Annotated in this window: 22 protein-coding genes; 4 read left to right on the forward strand and 18 right to left on the reverse strand. The window is 65.5% G+C overall.

What is annotated here, in order from left to right:
- Positions 1-73 precede the first annotated feature (73 nt).
- Complete coding sequence (locus GGD65_RS02805; protein WP_246783183.1) at positions 74-1,270, forward strand: aminotransferase class V-fold PLP-dependent enzyme; 1,197 nt, start codon at positions 74-76, stop codon at positions 1,268-1,270.
- A gap of 49 nt (positions 1,271-1,319) precedes the next feature.
- Here the strand turns inward: GGD65_RS02805 and GGD65_RS02810 are convergent, their stop codons facing one another.
- Positions 1,320-1,781, reverse strand: coding sequence for a cupin domain-containing protein (locus GGD65_RS02810; RefSeq protein WP_026201926.1), 462 nt, complete (start codon positions 1,779-1,781; stop codon positions 1,320-1,322).
- 127 nt (positions 1,782-1,908) lie between these two features.
- Here GGD65_RS02810 and GGD65_RS02815 point away from each other — a divergent pair, with 127 nt between their 5' ends.
- Positions 1,909-3,462, forward strand: coding sequence for a winged helix-turn-helix domain-containing protein (locus tag GGD65_RS02815; protein WP_177237198.1), 1,554 nt, complete (start codon positions 1,909-1,911; stop codon positions 3,460-3,462).
- A gap of 31 nt (positions 3,463-3,493) precedes the next feature.
- On the opposite strand, the gene GGD65_RS02820 is transcribed toward GGD65_RS02815, so the two are convergent.
- The 6 genes from GGD65_RS02820 to yajC are packed head-to-tail and all read right to left on the reverse strand — an operon-like array spanning position 3,494 to position 9,155.
- The gene (locus tag GGD65_RS02820; protein WP_018317887.1) at positions 3,494-4,738 is read right to left on the reverse strand and encodes a threonine ammonia-lyase; all 1,245 of its coding nucleotides are present in this window, start codon (positions 4,736-4,738) and stop codon (positions 3,494-3,496) included.
- A 45-nt stretch (positions 4,739-4,783) separates the two neighbouring features.
- Positions 4,784-5,647 (reverse strand): phytoene/squalene synthase family protein, encoded by an 864-nt coding sequence (locus GGD65_RS02825; RefSeq protein WP_183234352.1) that lies wholly within the window; start codon positions 5,645-5,647, stop codon positions 4,784-4,786.
- 7 nt (positions 5,648-5,654) lie between these two features.
- Entirely contained in the window at positions 5,655-6,038 is a 384-nt protein-coding gene (locus tag GGD65_RS02830; protein ID WP_018317885.1) for an Mth938-like domain-containing protein, read from the reverse strand.
- Between the two features lie 60 nt (positions 6,039-6,098).
- A complete protein-coding gene (gene secF / locus GGD65_RS02835; protein ID WP_018317884.1) occupies positions 6,099-7,118 on the reverse strand; it encodes a protein translocase subunit SecF in 1,020 nt (339 codons plus the stop codon).
- Positions 7,119-7,128: 10 nt separating this feature from the next.
- Complete coding sequence (gene secD, locus GGD65_RS02840; protein ID WP_018317883.1) at positions 7,129-8,733, reverse strand: protein translocase subunit SecD; 1,605 nt, start codon at positions 8,731-8,733, stop codon at positions 7,129-7,131.
- A 47-nt stretch (positions 8,734-8,780) separates the two neighbouring features.
- Complete coding sequence (yajC, locus tag GGD65_RS02845; protein ID WP_014495068.1) at positions 8,781-9,155, reverse strand: preprotein translocase subunit YajC; 375 nt, start codon at positions 9,153-9,155, stop codon at positions 8,781-8,783.
- Between the two features lie 182 nt (positions 9,156-9,337).
- Here yajC and GGD65_RS02850 point away from each other — a divergent pair, with 182 nt between their 5' ends.
- On the forward strand, positions 9,338-10,330 hold the full coding sequence (locus GGD65_RS02850) for an ATP-binding protein (RefSeq protein WP_183234353.1): 993 nt from the start codon (positions 9,338-9,340) through the stop codon (positions 10,328-10,330).
- 176 nt (positions 10,331-10,506) lie between these two features.
- Here the strand turns inward: GGD65_RS02850 and GGD65_RS02855 are convergent, their stop codons facing one another.
- Together GGD65_RS02855 and GGD65_RS02860 are read right to left on the reverse strand one after the other, a co-directional pair.
- Positions 10,507-11,907 (reverse strand): LysM peptidoglycan-binding domain-containing M23 family metallopeptidase, encoded by a 1,401-nt coding sequence (locus GGD65_RS02855; RefSeq protein ID WP_183234354.1) that lies wholly within the window; start codon positions 11,905-11,907, stop codon positions 10,507-10,509.
- 109 nt (positions 11,908-12,016) lie between these two features.
- Positions 12,017-12,667 (reverse strand): protein-L-isoaspartate(D-aspartate) O-methyltransferase, encoded by a 651-nt coding sequence (locus tag GGD65_RS02860; RefSeq protein WP_018317880.1) that lies wholly within the window; start codon positions 12,665-12,667, stop codon positions 12,017-12,019.
- A gap of 228 nt (positions 12,668-12,895) precedes the next feature.
- Between GGD65_RS02860 and GGD65_RS02865 the strand changes: the two genes are divergently transcribed.
- The gene (locus GGD65_RS02865) at positions 12,896-13,267 is read left to right on the forward strand and encodes a response regulator (protein ID WP_008547195.1); all 372 of its coding nucleotides are present in this window, start codon (positions 12,896-12,898) and stop codon (positions 13,265-13,267) included.
- Between the two features lie 3 nt (positions 13,268-13,270).
- On the opposite strand, the gene surE is transcribed toward GGD65_RS02865, so the two are convergent.
- The 9 genes from surE to nagZ all read right to left on the reverse strand — a co-directional run bounded on the left by surE (position 13,271) and on the right by nagZ (position 20,642).
- A complete protein-coding gene (gene surE / locus GGD65_RS02870) occupies positions 13,271-14,038 on the reverse strand; it encodes a 5'/3'-nucleotidase SurE (protein ID WP_018317879.1) in 768 nt (255 codons plus the stop codon).
- 95 nt (positions 14,039-14,133) lie between these two features.
- Positions 14,134-14,496 (reverse strand): hypothetical protein, encoded by a 363-nt coding sequence (locus tag GGD65_RS02875; RefSeq protein WP_183234355.1) that lies wholly within the window; start codon positions 14,494-14,496, stop codon positions 14,134-14,136.
- A 149-nt stretch (positions 14,497-14,645) separates the two neighbouring features.
- Entirely contained in the window at positions 14,646-15,977 is a 1,332-nt protein-coding gene (gene serS / locus GGD65_RS02880; protein ID WP_183234356.1) for a serine--tRNA ligase, read from the reverse strand.
- Between the two features lie 213 nt (positions 15,978-16,190).
- Positions 16,191-17,009: a twin-arginine translocase subunit TatC gene (tatC, locus tag GGD65_RS02885; RefSeq protein ID WP_018317876.1), complete on the reverse strand. Its 819-nt coding sequence runs from the start codon at positions 17,007-17,009 to the stop codon at positions 16,191-16,193.
- A complete protein-coding gene (tatB, locus tag GGD65_RS02890) occupies positions 17,006-17,500 on the reverse strand; it encodes a Sec-independent protein translocase protein TatB (RefSeq protein ID WP_018317875.1) in 495 nt (164 codons plus the stop codon). Before tatB ends, tatC begins: the two co-directional genes overlap by 4 nt.
- A 90-nt stretch (positions 17,501-17,590) precedes the next feature.
- Positions 17,591-17,824, reverse strand: a complete 234-nt coding sequence (locus GGD65_RS02895) for a twin-arginine translocase TatA/TatE family subunit (protein WP_018317874.1) — start codon at positions 17,822-17,824, stop codon at positions 17,591-17,593.
- Between the two features lie 167 nt (positions 17,825-17,991).
- On the reverse strand, positions 17,992-18,756 hold the full coding sequence (gene scpB / locus GGD65_RS02900; protein ID WP_177237162.1) for an SMC-Scp complex subunit ScpB: 765 nt from the start codon (positions 18,754-18,756) through the stop codon (positions 17,992-17,994).
- Between the two features lie 21 nt (positions 18,757-18,777).
- On the reverse strand, positions 18,778-19,617 hold the full coding sequence (locus GGD65_RS02905; protein WP_018317872.1) for a ScpA family protein: 840 nt from the start codon (positions 19,615-19,617) through the stop codon (positions 18,778-18,780).
- Entirely contained in the window at positions 19,614-20,642 is a 1,029-nt protein-coding gene (gene nagZ, locus GGD65_RS02910; RefSeq protein ID WP_179736572.1) for a beta-N-acetylhexosaminidase, read from the reverse strand. Before nagZ ends, GGD65_RS02905 begins: the two co-directional genes overlap by 4 nt.
- Between the last annotated feature and the right edge of the window lie 45 nt (positions 20,643-20,687).

Below are 20,687 nucleotides of genomic sequence, written 5' to 3' on the forward strand. Positions count from 1 at the left end.
GGCATCGGGATCCGGATGCTCCAGTTTGCCCGATCTTGCTCGTTGCGTCATTGTGTCTAGCTGAGGGAACCCGATGGCAGAGGCTTCTGACTTGATCGACATCGCCCGAATTCGCGCCGACACACCCGCCGCCTCCCGGCTCGCATATCTCCACAACGCAGGCGCTGGCCTGATGCCGGCGCCGGTCGTAGCGGCGATGAAGGGACACATCGATCTGGAGACCGAGATCGGGGGCTACGCTGCCGCCGATCGCGAGGCCGACCGGCTCAACGCGGTCTACGGCTCGGTGGCGCATCTCTTGAATGCCGCGCCCGATGAGATCGCGCTGGTGGAGAATGCGACGGTTGCCTGGCAGATGGCGTTCTATTCGCTTCCGTTTCGCAAGGGCGACCGAATCCTGACCGCCGAAGCGGAATACGCCGCCAACTATGTCGCCTTTCTCCAGGTCGCCAAACGAACCGGCGCGGTCATCGACGTGGTGCCCAGCGATGCGAGCGGCGAGCTCGACGTAAACGCGCTCGAACGGATGATCGATGAGCGCGTAAAGCTCATCGCGATCACCTGGGTCCCGACCAATGGCGGGCTGGTCAATCCGGCGGCAGCTGTCGGCAAGATCGCGCGGGCGCACGGCATTCCCTATCTGCTCGACGCCTGCCAGGCGGTCGGCCAGATGACGGTGGACGTCGAGGCCATTGGCTGCGACATGCTGTCGGCCACGGGTCGAAAGTTCCTGCGCGGCCCGCGCGGCACCGGCTTCCTTTACGTCCGCCAGGCGCTGCTGCAACGACTAGAGCCGCCGATGATCGATCACTTCGCCGCGCCCTGGGTCTCGCGCGATGAATATCGGCTTCGCGACGATGCACGCCGCTTCGAGACCTGGGAGAACAATTACGCGGCCCGGCTGGGCCTCGGCGCCGCCGTCGATTACGCCCAGGAGATCGGCATCGCTCCGATCGAACAACGCTGCCGCATGCTTGCCGGACGTCTTCGCGGCGGCCTTGCCGCCCTTCCCGGCATCACCATTCGCGACCTCGGACGCGCGCCGGGTGCCATCGTCAGCTTCACGCTGGACGGGCATGAGGCGGACGCCGTTGTCGCCAGCGCCGCTACAGCAGGCATCACCATCGGCGCTTCAGATCCGTCGAGCACGCGTATCGATGCCGAACTTCGCGCCTTGCCGCATGTCGTGCGGGCATCGCCGCATTATTACAACACGGAAGCCGAGATCGATCGGCTGATCGCTCACCTGGCGGATCTGGCGGCACGGTAGCGCGGCCGGGCCGACCTTGAAGTCGATCCAGCCTCGCGCCGTCTGGGCTTCAAGCTCTTGTCGTCAGCGCCGAGAGCTGGTCGGTATCGAAGCGGGCGCGTAGCTCGCTGATGGCTTTTGCATCCGGGGGACCACTTGCCGTCAGCTTCGCCAGCTCCTCGAAGTAATGCTCGTGTCCCGGCGGGGATACGGTCATGAGCACGCGCGCGGGCTTCTCGCTCGCGTTGGTGATGTTGTGGGGAACACCGGGAGGAATGAAGAGGAAGGTCCCTGGGGTTGCCCGGACAATCTCATCCCCGACGAACCATTCACACTCGCCGTCGAGCATGTAGAAGGTCTCTTCCTGAACACGATGAACGTGCCGACCGGTGGCGAATCCTGCCGGAATCGTCCAATCGAACATGCTCGTATGCCCAGTGTCCTCGCCCGTCACCAGGAAGGCCATTGGTTGGCCGCGCAGCGTGACCCCCTCGGTCTCGCCGGGCCTGCGGATGACGTGTTTCGCGGTCATGTACACCTCCATCGCTTGTTGCAGTGTTCCTCACGGCTCGCGCGATGGTGATCCAGTCCAGCCGGAAAGTCGCAAAGCCGTTCGGAAAACGTTGCAAAAAACCTGCGAAATGTGGCCTTGTTCGATGATGGCCACGATCCTTGAATTTGGTCCCTTTCGCCTCGATGGCGATGCGGGGATCCTGTTCCACGGTGCTGAGCCGACCGCTCTCGGCCAGCGCGCAGTATTGCTCCTGGCGCTCCTCGTCCGGCAGGCTGGCGTGCCGGTTTCAAAGGATGCCTTGATCGAGGCGGCCTGGCCCGCCCAGGCCGTCGAGGACAGCAACCTGACCGTCCAGATCGCGGCGGTGCGGCGCACGCTGGCGGACATCTCCGGCGAGGCGCGTTGGATCGAAACGCTGCCGCGCCGCGGCTATCGCTATGTCGGCCCGACCGTGACGAAGTCCGATCCGGGTCCCGCAAGAGCAACACCGCAAGCGCCATTGCTGTCATTGCCCGACAGGCCGTCGATCGCAGTGTTGCCTTTCACGAACTTGAGCGGCGATGCGGCGCAGGACTATTTTGCCGACGGGATGGTCGACGACATCATCACCGGCCTCTCGCGCATCAACTGGCTGTTCGTGATCGCGCGGAATTCCACATTCGCCTACAAGGGCCGCGCGGTGGACGTGAAGCAGGTCGGCCGCGAACTTGGTGTACGCTACGTGCTGGAAGGCAGTGTCCGCAAGACCGGCACGCTGGTCCGCATCACCGGCCAGTTGATCGATGCGTCGACTGGCATGCACGTCTGGGCCGAGCGATTTGACCGCCGGTCCGAAGACGTCTTCGCCCTCCAGGACGACATCGCATCGTTGACCGTCGGTGCGATCGCGCCCAGCCTGCGGCGCGCCGAGATCAATAGGGTCAGGCGCAAGCGGCCGGACAGCCTGGATGCCTATGATCTCGTCCTGCGCGCCCAGCCGGATGTCGATTCCGGCATGCCGGCCCAGGTCACCCAGGCGCTCGTGCTGCTCGAACGTGCGATCGCGCTCGAGCCTGCGTACGCGCTTGCGCACGGCAATGCAGCGATGTGCCATCACTGCCTGTTTCTTCGAGCCGGTTTGCAGGAGGCCAATCGGCAGGCCTCGATCCGCCACGCGCGCTCGGCCATCGCTCACGGCCAGGATGATGCGCTTGCTCTCACGCTCGCAGGCTTTTCGATCGGTATGGACGGGCACGATCGCTCCGCAGCGTTCATCGCGTTCGAGGCCGCGCTCGCCATCAGCCCATCATCGGCGCTGACCTACATCCTCGGCAGCGTCATGCTCGGCTGGGGCGGAGATGCCGACCGCGCTATCGAATGGAGCGAACAAGGCCTGCGGCTCAGTCCGTTCGATTCCTGGGCTTTCGCCGCGTTCGACGCCCAGGCTCTTGGGCACTTCCATCGCGGCCGATATGAGGAAGCGTGTCGCGCCGCTTACCGCTCGGTTCAGGCCAATCCTCGCCACAGCATCACCCATGTGCAATTGGCCGCGGCGCTGGCAAAGCTTGGACGATTGCAGGAGGCGAAGGCGGCGGCCACGCGGGTGCTGGAGCTGCACCCGACGTTCCGCTATGGCCGTCAATTTCAGGGCGTCAACTGCGCGCCAGCGCTCGCTTCCTCTCTCGGCGATGCCCTCCGCATCGCAGGCCTTCCGGAGTAGCGCCGAGTTCGGCCTGGCGTCTCCACGCGCCCTACGTGCAGCGCGCGCTTAGTCCGGATGCACTGAGCTTTGCCATCACCTCGTCGAGATGGGCGCTGTCGCGGGTCTCGATGACGAGTTGCAGGAGCGTGGCCTTGGCCGGCAGGTCGGAGAAGGTCCGCTGGTGCGAGACCTCGATGATATTGGCGCCGGCCTCGGCCAGGAGGGCCGCGACGGCGGCCAATTGCCCGGGTCTGTCGGGAATGTCGAGCGAGAGCTGGGTCAAACGCCCCTCGCGCGCCAGCTCGCGGGTGAGGACGGAGGCGATCAGCCGCGTGTCGATATTGCCGCCGCTCAGGACGAGACCGACCTTCTGGCCGGCAAAGCGGGTCGGATCGGACATCAGCGCGGCAAGGCCGGCGGCGCCGGCGCCCTCGACGACCGTCTTCTCGATCGAGATCAGGGTCGCGACGGCGCGCTCGAGCTCGGCTTCGTTGACGAGCGCGATGTCGTCGACGAGGCGGCGGACGATCTCGGTGGTGATCTTGCCGGGCGATTTCACCGCGATGCCTTCGGCCAGCGTATCGCCCCGCGCCGGCAGATTGCCGGCATGGATGGCGTTGTACATCGAGGGATAGAGCCAGGCCTCCACGCCCAGGATTCGCAGCGACGGCTTGATCGATTTCGCCGCGATGCCGATGCCGCTGATCAGGCCGCCGCCGCCGATCGGCACGACCAGCGTGTCGAGCTCCGGCACGGCCCTCATCATCTCCAGCCCGACCGTGCCCTGCCCCGCGATCACCAGCGGATCGTCGTAGGGGTGGACGAAGATCATGCCTCTGGCTTCGCCGTGGCTGCGCGCGAACGCGGCCGCCTCCTCCAGCGTCGCGCCCGTGACGACCACCTCCGCGCCGTGATGCCTGGTGTTCTCGACCTTCACCATGGGCGTGCCGACCGGCATGACGATGGTGGCGGGAATGCCGAGTCGTTTGGCGTGATAGGCCACGCCCTGCGCGTGGTTGCCAGCCGACATCGCGATCACGCCCCGCGCGCGCTCCTCCGGCGTCAGCGCGGTGAGGCGGTTGAGCGCACCTCGCTCCTTGAACGAGGAGGTGAACTGGAGGTTCTCGAATTTGAGCCAGATCTCGCAGCCGCAGATGCTGCTCAGCGTGCGGCTGTAGCTGCAGGGCGTCTCGACGACGGCACCCCTGATCGTCTCGGCGGCAGCTTGAATGTCGTCAGGAGCGACCGGAAAGCCGCTGAGGTCGGACGATGTGGTTTGGGACAACTCAGCCATGGGACAGCATAGAGCATCCGGCGGTTCGAGGCGATAAGCCAGCCGCTATTTGGTAAATTCCCGGGAACGTGAAGCCCGCCACAATGTCCAGAGCGTACGCAGCCGCGACGTCGGCTGCGGCGCAAACGGATCGCGGCCGGGCTGCGACAGGCGCTTGAGATCGGCCCTGACCTGGCTCAGCGGCAGAAACGCCGGACGCGCCTGCACCGGAACGTCCGCCAGCAGCGACAAGGCCGTGGTCAAATGCTGCTGCGCCTCGCCTGCAAGCTGCTCCAGTACGGCGCGGAGGCTCGCCGTCTCCTTGCCAGCGAACACGTCCTCCATCTGGCAGCCATGGCTCGCCAGCACCTGTTGCGGCAGGAATAGCTGCCGGCGCGACGCATCGCGCGGCAGGTTCGCGATGATTTGCACGATGCCCTGCGCCAATCCCGCATGACGGGCGAGATGTTCGACCGCCCCCGACGGCGGCCCCAGGACCTGCGCCGCCTGACCAAACAACGCCGACGAGGTCGCGGCCAGATAGCCCTCCAGCGCCGCCATGGTCGGCATCGGATCGTTGTAGAGGTCGAACTGGTGCTCGTCGACGAGCAGCGACAGCGGCTCGACCGGCAAGTCGAACTCGCGGATCGCACGCAGCAGCTCCGCCGCCACGGGATTGCCCTCGGCACTGCCGTGCACCAGGCCGGAAAACAGATCGGTCCACCATTGAAAGCGGATTTCGCCGGGCAAGGGCTGGCTCACCTGGTCGCGGACGCGGACGATCTCGACATTGAAGGCATAGAGCGCCAGCAGCGCACGGCGCTCGGCGGCAGGCGCGAACAGTGTCGCGGCATAGCGCGGAAAGTCATGGCTGCGCACGAGATCGGCGCAGAAAGTGACCGAATCGGGCGACGGCGCGGCGCTGCTCATGTGCTGTTCATGGCACCGCGATCAGCGCAGCGGCAACCCGCCGCCGTTCGCCGATCATGATGTTGTAGGTGCGCACGGCGGGACCGGTCTGCATCGTATCCAGCACCACCCTTACCGCCTTGAGCGCCTGCCGCAGCGCCGGCGGCGGCAGCCAGACCCCGGTTCCGGTGCCGATCAGCAGGGTGTCGATGCTGTTGGCGGCCGTGAAGACCCGGTCCAGCGAATAGCGGTCGATCCTCGCGGGATCCGTCACGTCCCAGGCCCAGATCGCGTCGGGCAGGCACAACAGCGAGCCCCGATGCGACATGCCTGCGAAGGCGAAGCCGCCCTTGCCATAGGCCTCGATCGGCGCCGAGCGCGGGAAATGCGGTGCGTTGGGATCGCCGGCCATGAGCTTCGTCCGAATGGGCTTACTGCCCTCGCAAACGCCTGCGAGGGCATGCGGTTCGGATCATGCCTTGCTTTTCTTCGCCGGCGTAGCCGTATCGGGCGCATCCTCGCGATGCTCGCCAACGCCGAGATAGATCAGGATCGGCGCCGCGATGAAGATCGAGGTATAGGTGCCGACCAGCACCACGCCGAACATCATCACCGCGGTGAAGCTGTGGATGGCGTGACCGCCGAACAGGAGCAGCGCCAGCAGCGCCAACGTCACCGTGAAGTGGGTGATGATCGAGCGCGACAGCGTCGAGTTGATGGACTCGTTGAGCAGCTGCGGCATCGGCATCTTCTTGTAGCGACGCAGCATTTCACGGATGCGGTCGTAGATGACGACGGTGTCGTTGAGCGAATAGCCCAGAATGGTCAACAGCGCGGCGATGCTGGTCAGGTCGAAATCGACCTGGCTGATCGACATGAAGCCGATCGTGAGCACGATGTCGTGCACGTTGGCGATCATGGCGCCAAGCGCGAACTGCCATTCGAACCGGAACCAGAGATAGATCAGGATCGAGATGATCGCGAGCATCAGGCCGAGCATGCCGTAGGCGAGCAGCTCGCCGGCGACGCGCGGGCCAAGCACCTCCGTACGCTGGATGTCGACGCTGTCGCCGAGCGCGCCACGAAGCTTTTGCAGCGCAGCCTGCTGGGCGGCGTCGCCGCCCGGCTGTTCCGCAACGCGGATCAGGACGTTCTCAGGGCCGCCGAACTCCTGCAATTGGACTTCGCCCAGTCCCAGCGCGTCGAGCTTGGTGCGCATCGCCGCGATGTCAGCGGTGCCGGACTTTGCCTTGACCTCGAGCAGCGTGCCGCCCTTGAAGTCGATGCCCAGATTTAGCCCATGGGTGAAGAACAGCGTAATCGCTACGATCGACAGCACTGCCGAAATCGGGAAGCTGATCCGGCGGAAACGCGTGAAGTCGAAATGCGTGTTGTCCGGGACGATCCGCAACGACGGCAACAGGCCGAGGGCTGCGACCACAGTGAGAATGGCGATGAGGACGCCGAGCCCGATGAGAACGGTGTGAGTCACGATCAGGCTCCTAGATCGGCACGCTCTGCGGCCGCTTCCACCGCACCCACCAGGCCACGATCAGCCGGGTCATGGTGAAGGCGGTGAACACCGTGGTGATGATGCCGATACCGAGCGTCACGGCGAAGCCGCGCACCGGGCCGGTGCCGATGTAGAACAGCACCGCGGCGGCAATGAAGGTGGTGATGTTGGAATCGAGGATGGTCGCGAGCGCCCGCTTGAAGCCGGCGTCGATCGCCGAGATCGCGTTGCGGCCGCCGCGCAGCTCCTCACGGATGCGCTCGTAGATCAGCACGTTGGAGTCCACGGCGATACCGACGGTGAGCACGATGCCGGCGATGCCGGGCAGCGTCAGCGTTGCGTTGAGCAGGGACAACAGGCCGAAGATCATGGCGACGTTGATGGCCACGGCGATGTTGGCGAACACCCCGAACAGCCGGTAGGTCAGCAGCATGAAGATGATGACGAGGATCGAGCCGACATAGGCCGCGAGCTCGCCCTTCTCGATCGAGTCCTGGCCGAGGCCCGGACCGACGGTGCGCTCCTCGACCACCGTCAGCGGCGCCGGCAGCGCGCCGGCGCGCAGCAGGATCGCCAGATCGTTGGCCGATTGCACGGTGAAGCTGCCGGAGATCTGGCCCTGGCCGCCGGTGATGGGCTCGCGGATGACGGGCGCCGAGATCACCTTGTTGTCCAGCACGATGGCGAACGGCAGGCCGACGTTCTCCTGCGTGGCCTGCGAGAATTTGCGCGCACCCGAGGTATTGAACTTGAAGCTGACGACCGGCTCGCCCGTTCGCTGGTCGAAGCTCGCCTGGGCATCGGTCAGATCGCCACCGGCGACCAGCACCTGCTTCTTGACCACATAGGGCGTCGGCGGCGGCGAGGCGCTCATCAGCAGTTCGGATTCCGGCGGCAACCTGCCCGCTTGCGCCTGATCCGGCGGCACGGAGGTATCGACCATCCGGAATTCCATCTTCGCGGTCCTGCCCAGCAGTTCCTTCAGGCGGGTCGGGTCCTGAAGGCCGGGGACCTGCACCAGGATGCGGTCATTGCCCTGGCGCTGGATCACGGGCTCGACGGTGCCGAGCTCGTTGACGCGGCGTTCGACGATCTGGATCGACTGCTCGATGGTCTTGCGCAGGCGATCGAGGATCGCAGCCTGCGGGACGCTCAGGCGGATCACCCCGCCGCCGGCATCGGTCACCTCGAGGTCGCGCTGACCGCTGGATCCCATCAGGCCGCCCAGCGGCTGAGACAGTTCGCGCAGCTTGGCGAGCGCAGCCTGAGCGTCAGTTTCCTTGGTGATGCGAACCTCGACCGCGTCGTTGCGCACGGTGACGCCGCCGGTGAAACCGATCTTGGCATCGCGCAGCGTGCGGCGAACGTCGTCGCGGATCTGGTCGAGCCGTTCCTTCTTCACGTAGTTGGAATCGACCTCGAGCAGCAGGTAGGAGCCGCCCTGGAGGTCGAGGCCGAGCACGAGCCGGCGCTGCGCCCAGGCCGGCCAGGTCTTGACCTGCGACTCGGGGAAGAAGTTCGGGACCGCGCAGAGGCACACGATCAGCGCCGTCAGGATGATCCCGAGCGCCTTCCACCGCGTGAAATACAACATCGACTGGACCTGTCAGATCAGGAGACTTGAGATGCTCGCGGACACGCTCACTTCGAGGCGGCGTCGTCCTTGGCGGCTTCCTTGCTATCCTTGGATTCCTTCGCCGGCTCGCCCTTGGCGCGCACGCCCGAGATCATCTGGCGCATCTGCCGCACACGCACGCCGTCGGAAATCTCGAACTCGATCTGGTCGTCGTCCACGACCTTGGTGACCTTGCCGACGAGGCCGCCCGAGGTCACCACGGTGTCGCCGCGGCGGATATTCTTCACGAGGTCGGCGTGATCACGGACCTTCTTCTGCTGCGGACGCAGAATCAGGAAATACATGATCACGAAGATCAGGGCGAACGGCAGCAGCGACATCAACATGCTGTTGGTGTCGCCGGCGCCCGCGGCCTGGGCATACGCAGGGGTAATCAGCATTCGGACGATCCTCGTGAGAACGGGGGAAAGCCGGTCAGGCCCTCAAAGGCGACCGGTTCGGTCAAATTCGCGCGGACTATAGCGGCCATTGCCCCAATTGCAACGCTGCCAGACTGCCCTTTTGACCCACCTTGCGGCGCGCCGTCAGGCCCGATAAGGCTGCGTTCTCAGGAACTTCGGACATGCCAAAAAACCTCAGCAAAAGCCCGGCCGGCAAAGGCCCCCGCACCCCTGCCCGCAAGCCCGCCCCCGTCGCGGCAAAACGCCCCAAGGGGGCCGTCAAGGCAGCCCTCGAGGCAGCCCCAGACCTCTCCCAGGAGCGCATGGTCCGCGCGCTGGAGACCATTGCGGCGCACCTCTCCGCCCAGGGCAAGCCGGCCCTCGAACGCGAGTCGTTCAAGCAGGCCGATGCCTATGTCTGGCACCCCGACGGCCGCCTCGCCGCCGTGCCGCGGGTCAGCCGCGTCGAGCTGTTCCTGCTCAAGGGCGTCGACCGCATGCGCGACATCCTGATGGAGAACACCGAGCGCTTCGCCAACGGCCTGCCCGCCAACAACGCGCTGCTCTGGGGCGCGCGCGGCATGGGCAAGTCGTCGCTGGTCAAGGCGGCGCATGCCAGCATCAACGCGGAGCGAAAGCCGGCGGACAGGCTGAAGCTGATCGAGATCCACCGCGAGGACATCGAAACGCTGCCGATGCTGATGGAGAAGCTCCGGGACGCCAGCTTCCACTTCATCGTGTTCATCGACGACCTCTCCTTCGACGGCAACGACGCGTCCTACAAATCGTTGAAGGCCGTGCTCGAAGGCGGCATCGAGGGCCGGCCCGAGAACGTCATCCTCTACGCCACCTCCAACCGCCGCCATCTGCTGGCGCGCGACATGATCGAGAACGAGCGCTCGACCGCGATCAATCCCGGCGAAGCGGTCGAAGAGAAGGTCTCGCTGTCGGATCGCTTCGGCCTGTGGCTCGGCTTCCACCGCTGCAGCCAGGACGAATACCTCGCCATGGTGCGCGGCTATTGCAGCCATTTCGGCATTGAGGTCGACGATGAGGCGCTGGAGCGCGAGGCGCTGGAATGGTCGACCACCCGCGGCTCCCGCTCGGGCCGCGTCGCCTGGCAGTTCGTGCAGGAGCTGGCGGGCCGGCTGGGCGTGAAGCTGACGGCGAAGTAAGGCTGGCTTTCACCCCACTCACAACTGTCATTCCCCGCCTTGTGCGCAATTGCGCACTGGAGCGGGGAATCCAGTACGCCGCAGCCTATCGGCTCAACCACAACTATCTCTTGAATACTGGATCGCCCGCTTTCGCGGGCGATGACACCGTTCGTGTGGTGACGGCTGGCGGCGCCTCACGCCCCGTTCAGGAATTGAAGCGGGTCAACCGGGCTCGATCCCTTGCGGATCTCGAAGTGGAGCTGCGGCGACGCCACCTCCCCGGATTGACCCGACTTGGCAATGACCTGACCGCGCTTGATGGTATCGCCGCGCTTCACCATCAGCTCACTCGCATGGGCATATGCGGTGACGTAGCCGTTGGAGTGCCGAACCAGGACCAGATTGCCGTAACCCTTCAGCTCGTTGCCGGAATAGGCGACGACGCCGTCTTCCGCCGCCTTGACCGGCGTTCCCTCGGGCACCGCGAGATTGATGCCGTCATTGGACTTGCCGTTGGTCTTGGCGCCGTAGCTCGTGACCACCTTGCCGCGCACCGGCCAGCGGAAGGTCGGCAGCGCGCTGGTGGTCTCCGTAGCTTTCGCCGGGGTCTCGGCGGGCTTCTCTTCGACGTTGGTCGTGGCCTGGGCCAGGCGAGCGCTCTGCACCGGCGCGGCGACAGCCGCCATCTTGGTGGCGGGCGCGGGAGCGGCGGCAACCGGCTGGAGCGTGCCGACAACCGGAGCAGCCCCGACAGGAGCCGCTGCAACCGGCGCCGCAAGGGCAGCGGTCTTGGCACCGGGCACGGTCAACTTGGTGCCGAGCTTGAGCTTGGCCGACGGATCGAGGCCGTTGGCACGGGCGAGCTCGGCCGACGTGATATGGTTCTTGCGGGCGATGCTGGCGAGCGTGTCGCCGTGGTTGACGAAGTGGGTGCTCGGCGGCGCCGCAATGGCCGCAACCGGCTTGGCTGCAGGCGCCATCGCAGGAGCCGCCGCGACGGGAGCCAGCGCGGGCGCGGGTGCAGCGGCCGTGGCCGGATGCGGGATGATCAGCTGCTGGCCGGGCGAGAGCGAACGCGGCCCCTTGTAGCCGTTGGCCGCGAGGATCGCCTGCGGCGTGACACGATAGCGCTTGGCGAGCACGTCGAGCGTGTCGCTGGTGCCGACGATGATCTTGGTGCCTCCGGCCGGCTGAGCCGCGGCAACGGAGCGCGGCGGAACGGTGGCCGTGGTCTCAAGATGCGGCTGCGTCGGGGGCGCGTAGGAGCTGACGCCGCGCCCCCCTCCGGACACGCCACCACCACCCGCGACGGGATAGGATTGCGGCGCGGACACCGCCGGCGGCGGCAAGGGCTGAGACTGATAATAGCCGGGCTGCGTCTGCGGCCGCGAATATTGCGGCAGCTCGCGCTGCTGCGGCGGCGGGGCCTGCTGCACCGAACCGGTCTGATCAGAGGAGAAGGGGTTGGAGAAGTTCGACTGGGACAGCCGCGACGACATGTCGGCGCTGCATCCTGCGAAACTGAAGGAGATCAGCGCCAGCACCGCGACCTGCGGTACGCGGCGCGAGTAAAGCAACTCGGCGACGACGGACATGGTTACTCACTCGTACGCAACAGAACTGATGTTTTAAGTAAACACGCGCCGAGTAAATAACGGCTTAACCCTCCCAATAAGATGTTGGCGGCACAGCCGATCCGGAAATCTACAGCTCCCGCGCCACCCCGGGCAGTGCCGGCACGAAGCGGACCTCGACGAGTTCCTTGCGCTCGATCCCGGCTTCGGTGCGGGTCAGGCGGACCAGCGTCTGCACACCCTGATGCGGGCCGACCGGCGCGATCAGGATGCCGCCGACCTCGAGCCGCTCGACCAAATTGTCCGGAAGCTGCTCGACCGCGGCGGTGACGATGATGCGGTCGAACGGACCGATATTAGGCGGCAGATTGAGCCCGTCGCCGAGCATCACCTCGACATTGTGACAATCGAGCTTTTCGAGCCTGGCGCGTGCCGTGTCGGCAAGCTTGCGGTAGCGCTCGACTGTCAGGACCTGGCCGGCGAGCCGCGACAGCACGGCGGCCTGATAGCCGGAACCTGCCCCGATCTCGAGCACGCGATGCCGCTTCTGGAGCTGGAGCTGCTCGGTCATGTAGGCCACGACGAAGGGCTGGCTGATGGTCTGCCCGCAGGCGATCGGCAGCGCGCTGTCACGATAGGCGCCGTCGCGATCGGCCTCGTCGACGAAAAGCTCGCGCGGCACCTCTTCCATGGTTCGCAGCACCGCCTGATCGCTGATGCCCCGACGCCTCAGCGTGAGCTGAAACATCATCTTTTCCGGCGGATGCTGATGGGAGGTCATTGCCTGCTTGTGCTGTCTTGCCGGGGCCAGTGGACGTTAAACCCGGGCGCAAGAATCGTGTTCCTGCTCAGGAACCCATGATAACCTTCGCCTGGAGCATTTGACCACAAATTGGCTTGCCACGGGCGAGCCGCGATGACCATTTTCAGGTATCCGTTCGTCGAAACGCGCATTGCGTCAATTCGTGTTATCTGCGAACGTTTTTGGCAATGGGCAAGGGACTCAACTATGACCGCGACAGGGCTTTCCGGCCGCTCTGTATTTCTCGTCGAGGACGAGGTGATGATCAGGATGATGGTCGCGGACATGCTCGAAGAGCTCGGCTACAAGGTCGCAGCTGAGGCTGGCGACATCACCGAGGCCATGCGGCTTGCCCAGGCGACCGAGTTCGACATCGCCATTCTCGACGTCAACGTCAACGGCAAGGTGATTTCGCCGGTCGCCGACGTGATCAAGGCGAAGGGCTGCCCGTTCATCTTCGCCACCGGTTACGGCTCCTCCGGCCTGCCCGAGCAGTACCGCGACCGGCCGGCGCTTCAAAAGCCGTTTCAGCTCGACGCACTCGGCAAGACCATCGAAGCCGCACTTCGCGGCGGCTAGCCGCTATTTCAGCGTCGCGCTGAGCTCTTCCGAAAACGCTTCATTGGTACGGTCGAGCCTGAGCGGCGTGACCGATACATAGCGCTCGCGAAGCGCCGCCAGATCGGTGCCGTCCGCCGGGGTGTCCATCATCGCGGCGCGCTCGAAGCCGATCCAGAAATAGGGATTGCCGCGGCCGTCCTGGCGCTCATCGATCCTGAGGAAACCGAGATTGCGCTTGCCCTGGCGCGTGACGCGGATGCCCAGCACATCCTCGGGCGCGCAGGACGGGAAATTGACGTTGATGACGGTGTCCTTCGGAATGCCCGCGGCAATCACCTTGCGCAGGATGTCGGGCCCGAATTTGCGGGCGGTGTCCCACGGCGGGCGCTCGCGGGTCTCGACGCTGAACTCCTGCGACAGCGCGAATGAGGGCAAGCCCAGGATAGTGCCTTCCAGCGCGCCGGCGATGGTGCCGGAATAGACCACGTCCTCGGCGACGTTGCGGCCCTTGTTGACCCCGGACAGCACGACGTCGGGCAGCTTGGCACCGAGGATATGGCGCGCGCCCATGATGACGCAGTCGGTCGGCGTGCCGCGCACGGCAAAGTGCCGCGGACCCACTTCGCGCAGGCGCAAGGGATCGTTCAGCGACAGCGAATGCGACACGCCGGACTGGTCGAGCTCGGGCGCCACCACCCAGACGTCGTCGGACAATGCGCGCGCGATCTCCTCCACGACCTTGAGGCCGGGGGCGTGGATGCCGTCGTCATTGGTACAGAGAATGCGCATGCGAAGGGTCGATTCCAAAAAAACGGGGTCTGAGCGGTCTTATCCGGCTCCGGCCGATCAGGCAAACCGGCTGATCGGAGGTTCCCGGCCACGTCCTACCGGCGGATGCGCCATTGCGGCAGGAAGCGCGCCAGCCGCCCCTCCGCACGCAGACCCATCGCGGGTACCGCCGGACTGACGATCGGCGCCTCGATCACGCCGAGCGCCTCCAATTGCGCAACGAACGCATCCGGCTCCGGCGTCTGCGGAAAGCGTTCGCGCGCCACCGTCAGCGCGTTGTCGAAGTCGGCGGCATTCACACCGGGCTTGGCCCGCCGGCTCTGCACGAGATCCTCGTCCCAGAGCCGCGCGCTCTCGATGTCGAGCACACCGCGCAGGCGCTGATCCACGGCCTGGATGCCCGCCCCCGTCACCGCCCATTGTCGGCCGACCCAGAAGATGTCGCGGTGCAAGGCCATGAACGGTGGGTTCGCGTTGCGGGGCCGGCAGGATAGCCGGCCGCCAGATCTTCGCAACCGATCGTTTCCAGCATTTCAGACGGGCAACGCGATTCTCGTCTTGACGCGTTTTCCTAACGCGAACCGTACCCACTTCGCCCGAAAACGCTTTAGTCGCGCCCGATCACCTTCACGCCCCCCATATAGGGCTGCAGCACGTCGGGGACTGCGATCGAGCCGTCCTCCTGCTGATAGGTCTCCATCACGGCGATCAGCGCGCGGCCGAGCGCGGTGCCCGAACCGTTCAGCGTGTGGACGAAACGCGGCTTGCCGTCGGGACCGCGCGAGCGCGCATCCATGCGCCGTGCCTGGAAGTCGCCGCAGACCGAGCAGCTCGAGATCTCGCGGAATGCCCCGCCCTCGCCCTGCCCCGGCATCCAGACCTCGATGTCATAGGTTTTTTGCGACGAGAAACCCATATCTCCTGCGCAAAGCGTCATCACGCGATAATGCAGGCCGAGCCGCTGCAGCACCTGCTCGGCGCAGGACAGCATCCGCTCCAGCTCGTCCTTGCTCTCCTCCGGCGTCGTGATCGAGACCAGCTCGACCTTGGTGAACTGGTGCTGGCGGATCATGCCGCGCGTGTCACGCCCGGCAGCGCCCGCCTCGGCGCGGAAGCACGGCGTCAGCGCGGTGAGCCGCATCGGCAGTTGCTTCTCGTCAAGAATGGATTCGCGCGCAAGGTTGGTGAGCGAGACTTCCGCGGTCGGAATCAGGCCGAGGCGCTCAGTCCTCAGCCGCTCCTGGTCGGGCGAGGCAAGCAGCTCGCCCTTGATCGCCCAGAACTGATCGTCCTCGAACTTCGGCAATTGGCCGGTGCCGAACATGATCTCGTTGCGCACCAGCAGCGGCGGATTGATCTCGGTATAGCCGTGCTCGTCGACGTGCAGATTCAGCATGAATTGTCCGAGCGCGCGCTCGAGCCGCGCCAGCGCCTTCTTCAGCACGACGAACCGCGCGCCGGAGAGTTTTGCCGCCGCCTCGAAATCCATGTCACCCAGCGCCGTGCCGAGGTCGTCATGCAGCTTCGGCGCAAAGCTGTAGTTGCGCTTGTTGCCGAACACGTGGTGCTGCACGTTGCCGTGCTCGTCGACACCATCGGGCACTTCGTCGAACGGAATGTTCGGGATCGCGGACAGCTCTTTGGTCAGCTCCTCATCGGCGGCTTTGGCGGCGGCCTCGAGCTGCGGCATCGTAGTCTTGAGCTCGGCGACTTCGGCCATCAGCTTGGCCGCGCGCGCCTCGTCCTTGGCCTTCTTGGCATCGCCGATCTCCTTGGACGCCGCGTTGCGCCGCGCCTGCGCCTGCTCGGACGCCAGGATCGCCGCGCGCCGCGTCTCGTCGATCGCGAGCAGCGAGGCCGACAACGGCTTCAGGCCGCGCCGGGCGAGGCCGGCGTCGAAGGCTTGCGGATTGTCGCGGATCGATTTGATGTCGTGCATGGCTGTGGTCCTGGATCGGCGCGTAAACAGACAACGGCAAACGTTGTACGTCAGCGCGTCCCCTAGCACAGCTGCCATCATCCGCGAAGGCCGATGATCCAGTATTCCAGAGACGGTGGTGATTCTCCGAGGGGCCGCGGCGTACTGGATTCCCCGCACCAGTGCGCAATTGCGCACAAGGCGGGGAATGACACCGGAGCGTGGGGCGGCGCCCTACTCCGCCGGATTGGCCGGCGTCGACACGTCGGTGCCGGTGGCGGCCTGCGCCGCGGCGGCGGCCTTCTTCTCCACCATCGCCACCGCGATGATCGAGCCCTCATAGAGCGCCATCAGCGGAATCGCCAGCGAGCACTGGCTGATCACGTCGGGCGGCGTCAGCACGGCCGCGATGACGAAGGCGATGACGATGAAATAGCGCCGCTTCTCGCGCAGCATCTTCGAGGTGATGATGCCGATGCGGCCAAGCAGCGTCAGGATCACCGGAAGCTGGAAGGCAATGCCGAAGGCAAAGATCAGCGACATCATCAGCGACAGATATTCGCCGACCTTCGGCAACAGCTCGATCTTTGCGGTCTCGTCGCTGCCGAGTTGCTGCATGCCAAGCGAGAAGCGCGCCAGCATCGGGAACACAACGAAATAGACCAGCGCCGCACCCAGCACGAAAAAGAACGGCGTCGCGACCAGATACGGCAGGAAGGCCTGCTTCTCGTGCTTGTAGAGCCCGGGCGCCACGAACATGTAGACCTGCCCCGCCACGATCGGGAACGAGATGAAGGCCGCGCCAAACATCGCCAGCTTCAGCTGGGTCAGGAAATACTCCAGAAACGCGGTGTAGATGAGCTTGGCGTTTGCGGGGTCGCCGACGGCCAGGACATATGGCCATACCAACACGTTGAATATCTGCTTGGCGAAGAAGAAGCAGAAGATGAACGCAATGCCAAAGCCGAGCAGCGCCTTGATCAGCCGCGAGCGCAGCTCGATCAGATGGTCCATCAGCGGGGCTTTGCTGGCCTCGATATCGGCGTCGGTCATGACGCTTTGGCGTCCTTGATCGCTTCGGATGGCGCGGTGTCCTGCGCAACCGGTGCCTGCTCGACCTCACGGGTGATCGCGAGCGGCTCGTTGGCGGCCGCATGCGCCTCGGCTTCAATGAAGGTCGCAGGCGTCGGCGCTTCCGGGGTGGTTGGTGTTACCGGCGGTTCGACCGCCGTTGTGGTCGACGTCTCTGCCGGCTTGTCCAGCGCATCGACACGGAGCGCGTCGCTGACGTCCTTCTGCAGCGAGGTCAGCGGATTGAAGCTGGTCGCAGCTTCCTTGACCTCGTCGAAGCTCTTCTTGAGGTCGGCCATTTCGGCCTCGCGCATCGCTTCCTGGAACTGGCCCTGGAATTCGGCGGCCATCTTGCGGGCCTTGCCCATCCACTGGCCGACCATGCGCAGCACGCCCGGCAGCTCTTTCGGGCCGATGGCGATCAGGGCCACGACCCCGATCAGGACCAGTTCACTCCACCCGATGTCGAACATGAGGTCTTCCGTTCACGCGAAGCCGCAGCCGGCCCAATCCCTTGCGCGCAGGATCGGGCCGCACCCCGCGTCTCGCGTGCTTCTTCCGGCTCAGACGGCCTTGCTGCCGACGTCGGACCGCGCCGCGGTCGGCGCACCATTGTGCTCGATGGACTTGGCCGGCTCGGGCTTCTCGGCGGGCTTGTCGTCGTCCTGCATGCCCTTCTTGAACGCCTTGATGCCCTGCGCCACGTCGCCCATCAGATCCGAAATCTTGCCGCGGCCGAACAGCAGCAGGACCACTGCGATCACCAGGATCCAGTGCCAAATGCTGAGTGAACCCATCCTGCAACCCTCCAAACGCGCATGGCCGGGGACCCGGCCGATCTTCACCGAAACCTAGGCTTGGCAGGTCTCAAAAACAAGGACCTAGGGAGCGCCAATTCGCTGTTGGCACTACGTAATCTTGCTAGTGTTAACCGGTCGCAGGGCACCGGTAAAACGCAAAGGCCTCACTCTTCGGTGCCGCCTTCACCGCCCCCCTCATTGCCGCCCTGCGGCGCCTCTTCCGGGGTCTCGGGTTCGACCGCAGGCGCCAGCGCCAGATCGAGGTCCTCGCCCGGTTCCAAGGGATCCTCGTCCTCGCGGAGCTGCGGGTCGTCCGACGGCGTCGGCACGCTGAATCCGGTCGGCAGGCGCGAATCCAGCAGGCCCGTGCCCTTCAGCTCCTCGAGGCCCGGCAGATCGCCGAGCTGTTCCAGGGTGAACTGCGACAGGAAGTCCTCGGTGGTTCCGAAGGTCAGCGGACGGCCGGGCGTCTTGCGGCGGCCGCGCGGCTTGATCCAGCCGGTCTCCAGCAGCACGTCGAGCGTGCCCTTCGAGGTGACCACGCCGCGGATCTCCTCGATCTCGGCGCGCGTCACCGGCTGGTGATAGGCGATGATCGCCAGCACCTCGATTGCCGCGCGCGACAGGCGGCGGGTCTCGGTGCTCTCCCGCGTCATCAGCCAGGCGAGATCACCCGCCGTGCGGAAGGACCATTTGTTGGCGATGCGAACGAGATTCACCCCGCGCAAGGAATAGTCGGCCTGCAATTGCTCGAGCGCGGCCTTGACGTCGACGCCCTCGGGCATGCGCTTGGCCAGCGTCGCGGTATCCAGCGGTTCACTCGAAGCGAACAGCAGCGCTTCCAGCAGCCGCAATTCCTCGGGACGTGCCTGGGATTCGTTCTCCATCGGCTCGGCCTCTTCTATCCGCACTTCAGCCAGGCTTGCCATGGCAGATTCTCCTTCTTGCACTTAACCGACCGGCGCATCAGGCGCAGGAGCTGCGTCCGGCACCGGTTTGGGGCGCCCCTTCCGGAAATAGATGGGCGCAAACGCCTCTTTCTGGTTCAGCTCGAGCTGACCTTCGCGAACCAGTTCCAGCGCGGCGGCGAAGCTCGACGCGAACACCGTCGCGCGCTGCGTCGGATCGGCGACATGCCGGACCAGGAAATCGTCGAGCACGCCCCAATCGTCCTGCTCGCTGATGCTGCCGACCAGCCGCTCCAGCGTGGCGCGCGCCTCGGCGAGCGACCAGACCGTGCGCTTGGCCAGATGCACGCTCGCCAGCACGCGCGACTGGCGCTGCGAGGCGTAGGCAGTGAGCAAATCGTACAGCGTCGCCGTGTATTTCGGGTGCTTGATCTCGGCGATCTGCTCGGGCTCGCCGCGAGGGAAGATGTCGCGCAGCAATTGCTGCCTGTTCATCAGCCGGTTGGCGGCTTCGCGGATGGCTTCCAGCCGGCGCAGGCGATTGGCGAGCGCGGTCGCCATCTGCTCGGCGCTCGGGCCCTCCGCGCTCGGCGGCTCGGGCAGCAAGAGGCGCGACTTCAGGAAGGCGAGCCATGCCGCCATGACGAGGTAGTCGGCGGCAAGCTCGAGCCGGATCTTTCGTGCGGCTTCGATGAAGTGGAGATACTGGTCGGCCAGCGCCAGGATCGAGATCTTGGCGAGGTCGACCTTCTGCTGTCGCGCCAGCGCGAGCAGCAGATCGAGCGGGCCCTCATAGCCCTCGACGTCCACCACCAACGCCGGCTCACCCTCGGCCAGCTCTGCGGGCCGCCCGGTTTCGAAAGATAGAATTTCTGCGGTCATGCGGAAGCCGTGTTTGCCCGTGCGATCAATGCGTCCAGCTCAGTGCGTGCGGCGACGCGGTCGAGCGGTTGCGGCGCCTTGCGCGCGGCGAGCGCGGCGTTCGCCCGCTCCAGCGCCCGGCCCGACAGCTCAGGTGTCTGGCCGGCGACCTCGCGCATCTCCTCGATATTGCCGTTGCAATGCAGGGCCATGTCGCAGCCGGCCGCGAAGATGGCGCGGGTCCGCTCGGCGATATTCCCCGACAGCGCGTTCATCGACACGTCATCACTCATTAACAAACCCTGGAACCCGATTGCGCCGCGAATCACGTCAGCAATCATTGTCGCAGATGTCGTCGCCGGATGGGCGGGGTCGACCGCGCTAAACACAACATGTGCAGTCATGGCCATCGGCAGGTCCGAAAGCGGCTTGAACGCGGCGAAGTCGGTCCGTTCCAGCTCTCCCCTCGGCGTATCGACCGTCGGCAGCTTGAAATGGGTGTCGGCAGTGGCCCGGCCATGGCCGGGGATGTGCTTGAGGACCGGCAACACGCCGCCCTGCTCCAGGCCCTCGGTGACCGCGCGGGCAATCGCTGCGACCTTGCCGGGCTCGGTGCCATAAGCCCTGTTCCCGATGACCGCATCGGCGCCCTCGACCGGCACATCAGCGAGCGGCAGGCAATCCACGGTGATGCCGAGATCGGCAAGATCGGCCGCGATCAGGCGGGCGGACAAGCGCGCCGCGGTGAGCCCGAGTGCCGAATCAGTGTCGTACAAGGTCGAGAAAACGGCGCCCGGCGGGTAGACCGGCCAGTGCGGCGGACCCAGGCGCTGCACCCGTCCGCCCTCCTGATCAATCAGGACAGGCGCGTCGGCGGCACTCGCCGTCGTCCGCAATTCCGCAACCAGTGCAGCGACTTGAGCTGGGGTTGCGACATTGCGCTTGAAGAGGATGAAGCCCCATGGGCGCTGGTCGCGGATAAACTCCCGCTCGACGGCGGTCAGTTCCGTTCCGGATACACCGGTAATGAAGGCCCGCGTGCTCATAACGGCCGATTAACCCTGACCCGCGAGGGGGTCAAGGAAACGGCC

Origin of the sequence: Bradyrhizobium sp. CIR18 (genome assembly GCF_014198295.1) — a bacterium.
GTDB lineage: Bacteria > Pseudomonadota > Alphaproteobacteria > Rhizobiales > Xanthobacteraceae > Bradyrhizobium.

Excerpts from the sequence above, each read along its gene's own strand:
- GGD65_RS02805 (WP_246783183.1), top strand. The coding sequence starts at position 74 with ATGGCAGAGGCTTCTGACTTGATCGACATCGCCCGAATTCGCGCCGAC.
- GGD65_RS02810 (WP_026201926.1), bottom strand. The coding sequence starts at position 1,781 with ATGACCGCGAAACACGTCATCCGCAGGCCCGGCGAGACCGAGGGGGTC.
- GGD65_RS02815 (WP_177237198.1), top strand. The coding sequence starts at position 1,909 with ATGGCCACGATCCTTGAATTTGGTCCCTTTCGCCTCGATGGCGATGCG.
- GGD65_RS02820 (WP_018317887.1), bottom strand. The coding sequence starts at position 4,738 with ATGGCTGAGTTGTCCCAAACCACATCGTCCGACCTCAGCGGCTTTCCG.
- GGD65_RS02825 (WP_183234352.1), bottom strand. The coding sequence starts at position 5,647 with ATGAGCAGCGCCGCGCCGTCGCCCGATTCGGTCACTTTCTGCGCCGAT.
- GGD65_RS02830 (WP_018317885.1), bottom strand. The coding sequence starts at position 6,038 with ATGGCCGGCGATCCCAACGCACCGCATTTCCCGCGCTCGGCGCCGATC.
- secD (WP_018317883.1), bottom strand. The coding sequence starts at position 8,733 with ATGTTGTATTTCACGCGGTGGAAGGCGCTCGGGATCATCCTGACGGCG.
- yajC (WP_014495068.1), bottom strand. The coding sequence starts at position 9,155 with ATGCTGATTACCCCTGCGTATGCCCAGGCCGCGGGCGCCGGCGACACC.
- GGD65_RS02850 (WP_183234353.1), top strand. The coding sequence starts at position 9,338 with ATGCCAAAAAACCTCAGCAAAAGCCCGGCCGGCAAAGGCCCCCGCACC.
- GGD65_RS02855 (WP_183234354.1), bottom strand. The coding sequence starts at position 11,907 with ATGTCCGTCGTCGCCGAGTTGCTTTACTCGCGCCGCGTACCGCAGGTC.
- GGD65_RS02860 (WP_018317880.1), bottom strand. The coding sequence starts at position 12,667 with ATGACCTCCCATCAGCATCCGCCGGAAAAGATGATGTTTCAGCTCACG.
- GGD65_RS02865 (WP_008547195.1), top strand. The coding sequence starts at position 12,896 with ATGACCGCGACAGGGCTTTCCGGCCGCTCTGTATTTCTCGTCGAGGAC.
- surE (WP_018317879.1), bottom strand. The coding sequence starts at position 14,038 with ATGCGCATTCTCTGTACCAATGACGACGGCATCCACGCCCCCGGCCTC.
- GGD65_RS02875 (WP_183234355.1), bottom strand. The coding sequence starts at position 14,496 with ATGGCCTTGCACCGCGACATCTTCTGGGTCGGCCGACAATGGGCGGTG.
- serS (WP_183234356.1), bottom strand. The coding sequence starts at position 15,977 with ATGCACGACATCAAATCGATCCGCGACAATCCGCAAGCCTTCGACGCC.
- tatC (WP_018317876.1), bottom strand. The coding sequence starts at position 17,009 with ATGACCGACGCCGATATCGAGGCCAGCAAAGCCCCGCTGATGGACCAT.
- tatB (WP_018317875.1), bottom strand. The coding sequence starts at position 17,500 with ATGTTCGACATCGGGTGGAGTGAACTGGTCCTGATCGGGGTCGTGGCC.
- GGD65_RS02895 (WP_018317874.1), bottom strand. The coding sequence starts at position 17,824 with ATGGGTTCACTCAGCATTTGGCACTGGATCCTGGTGATCGCAGTGGTC.
- scpB (WP_177237162.1), bottom strand. The coding sequence starts at position 18,756 with ATGGCAAGCCTGGCTGAAGTGCGGATAGAAGAGGCCGAGCCGATGGAG.
- GGD65_RS02905 (WP_018317872.1), bottom strand. The coding sequence starts at position 19,617 with ATGACCGCAGAAATTCTATCTTTCGAAACCGGGCGGCCCGCAGAGCTG.
- nagZ (WP_179736572.1), bottom strand. The coding sequence starts at position 20,642 with ATGAGCACGCGGGCCTTCATTACCGGTGTATCCGGAACGGAACTGACC.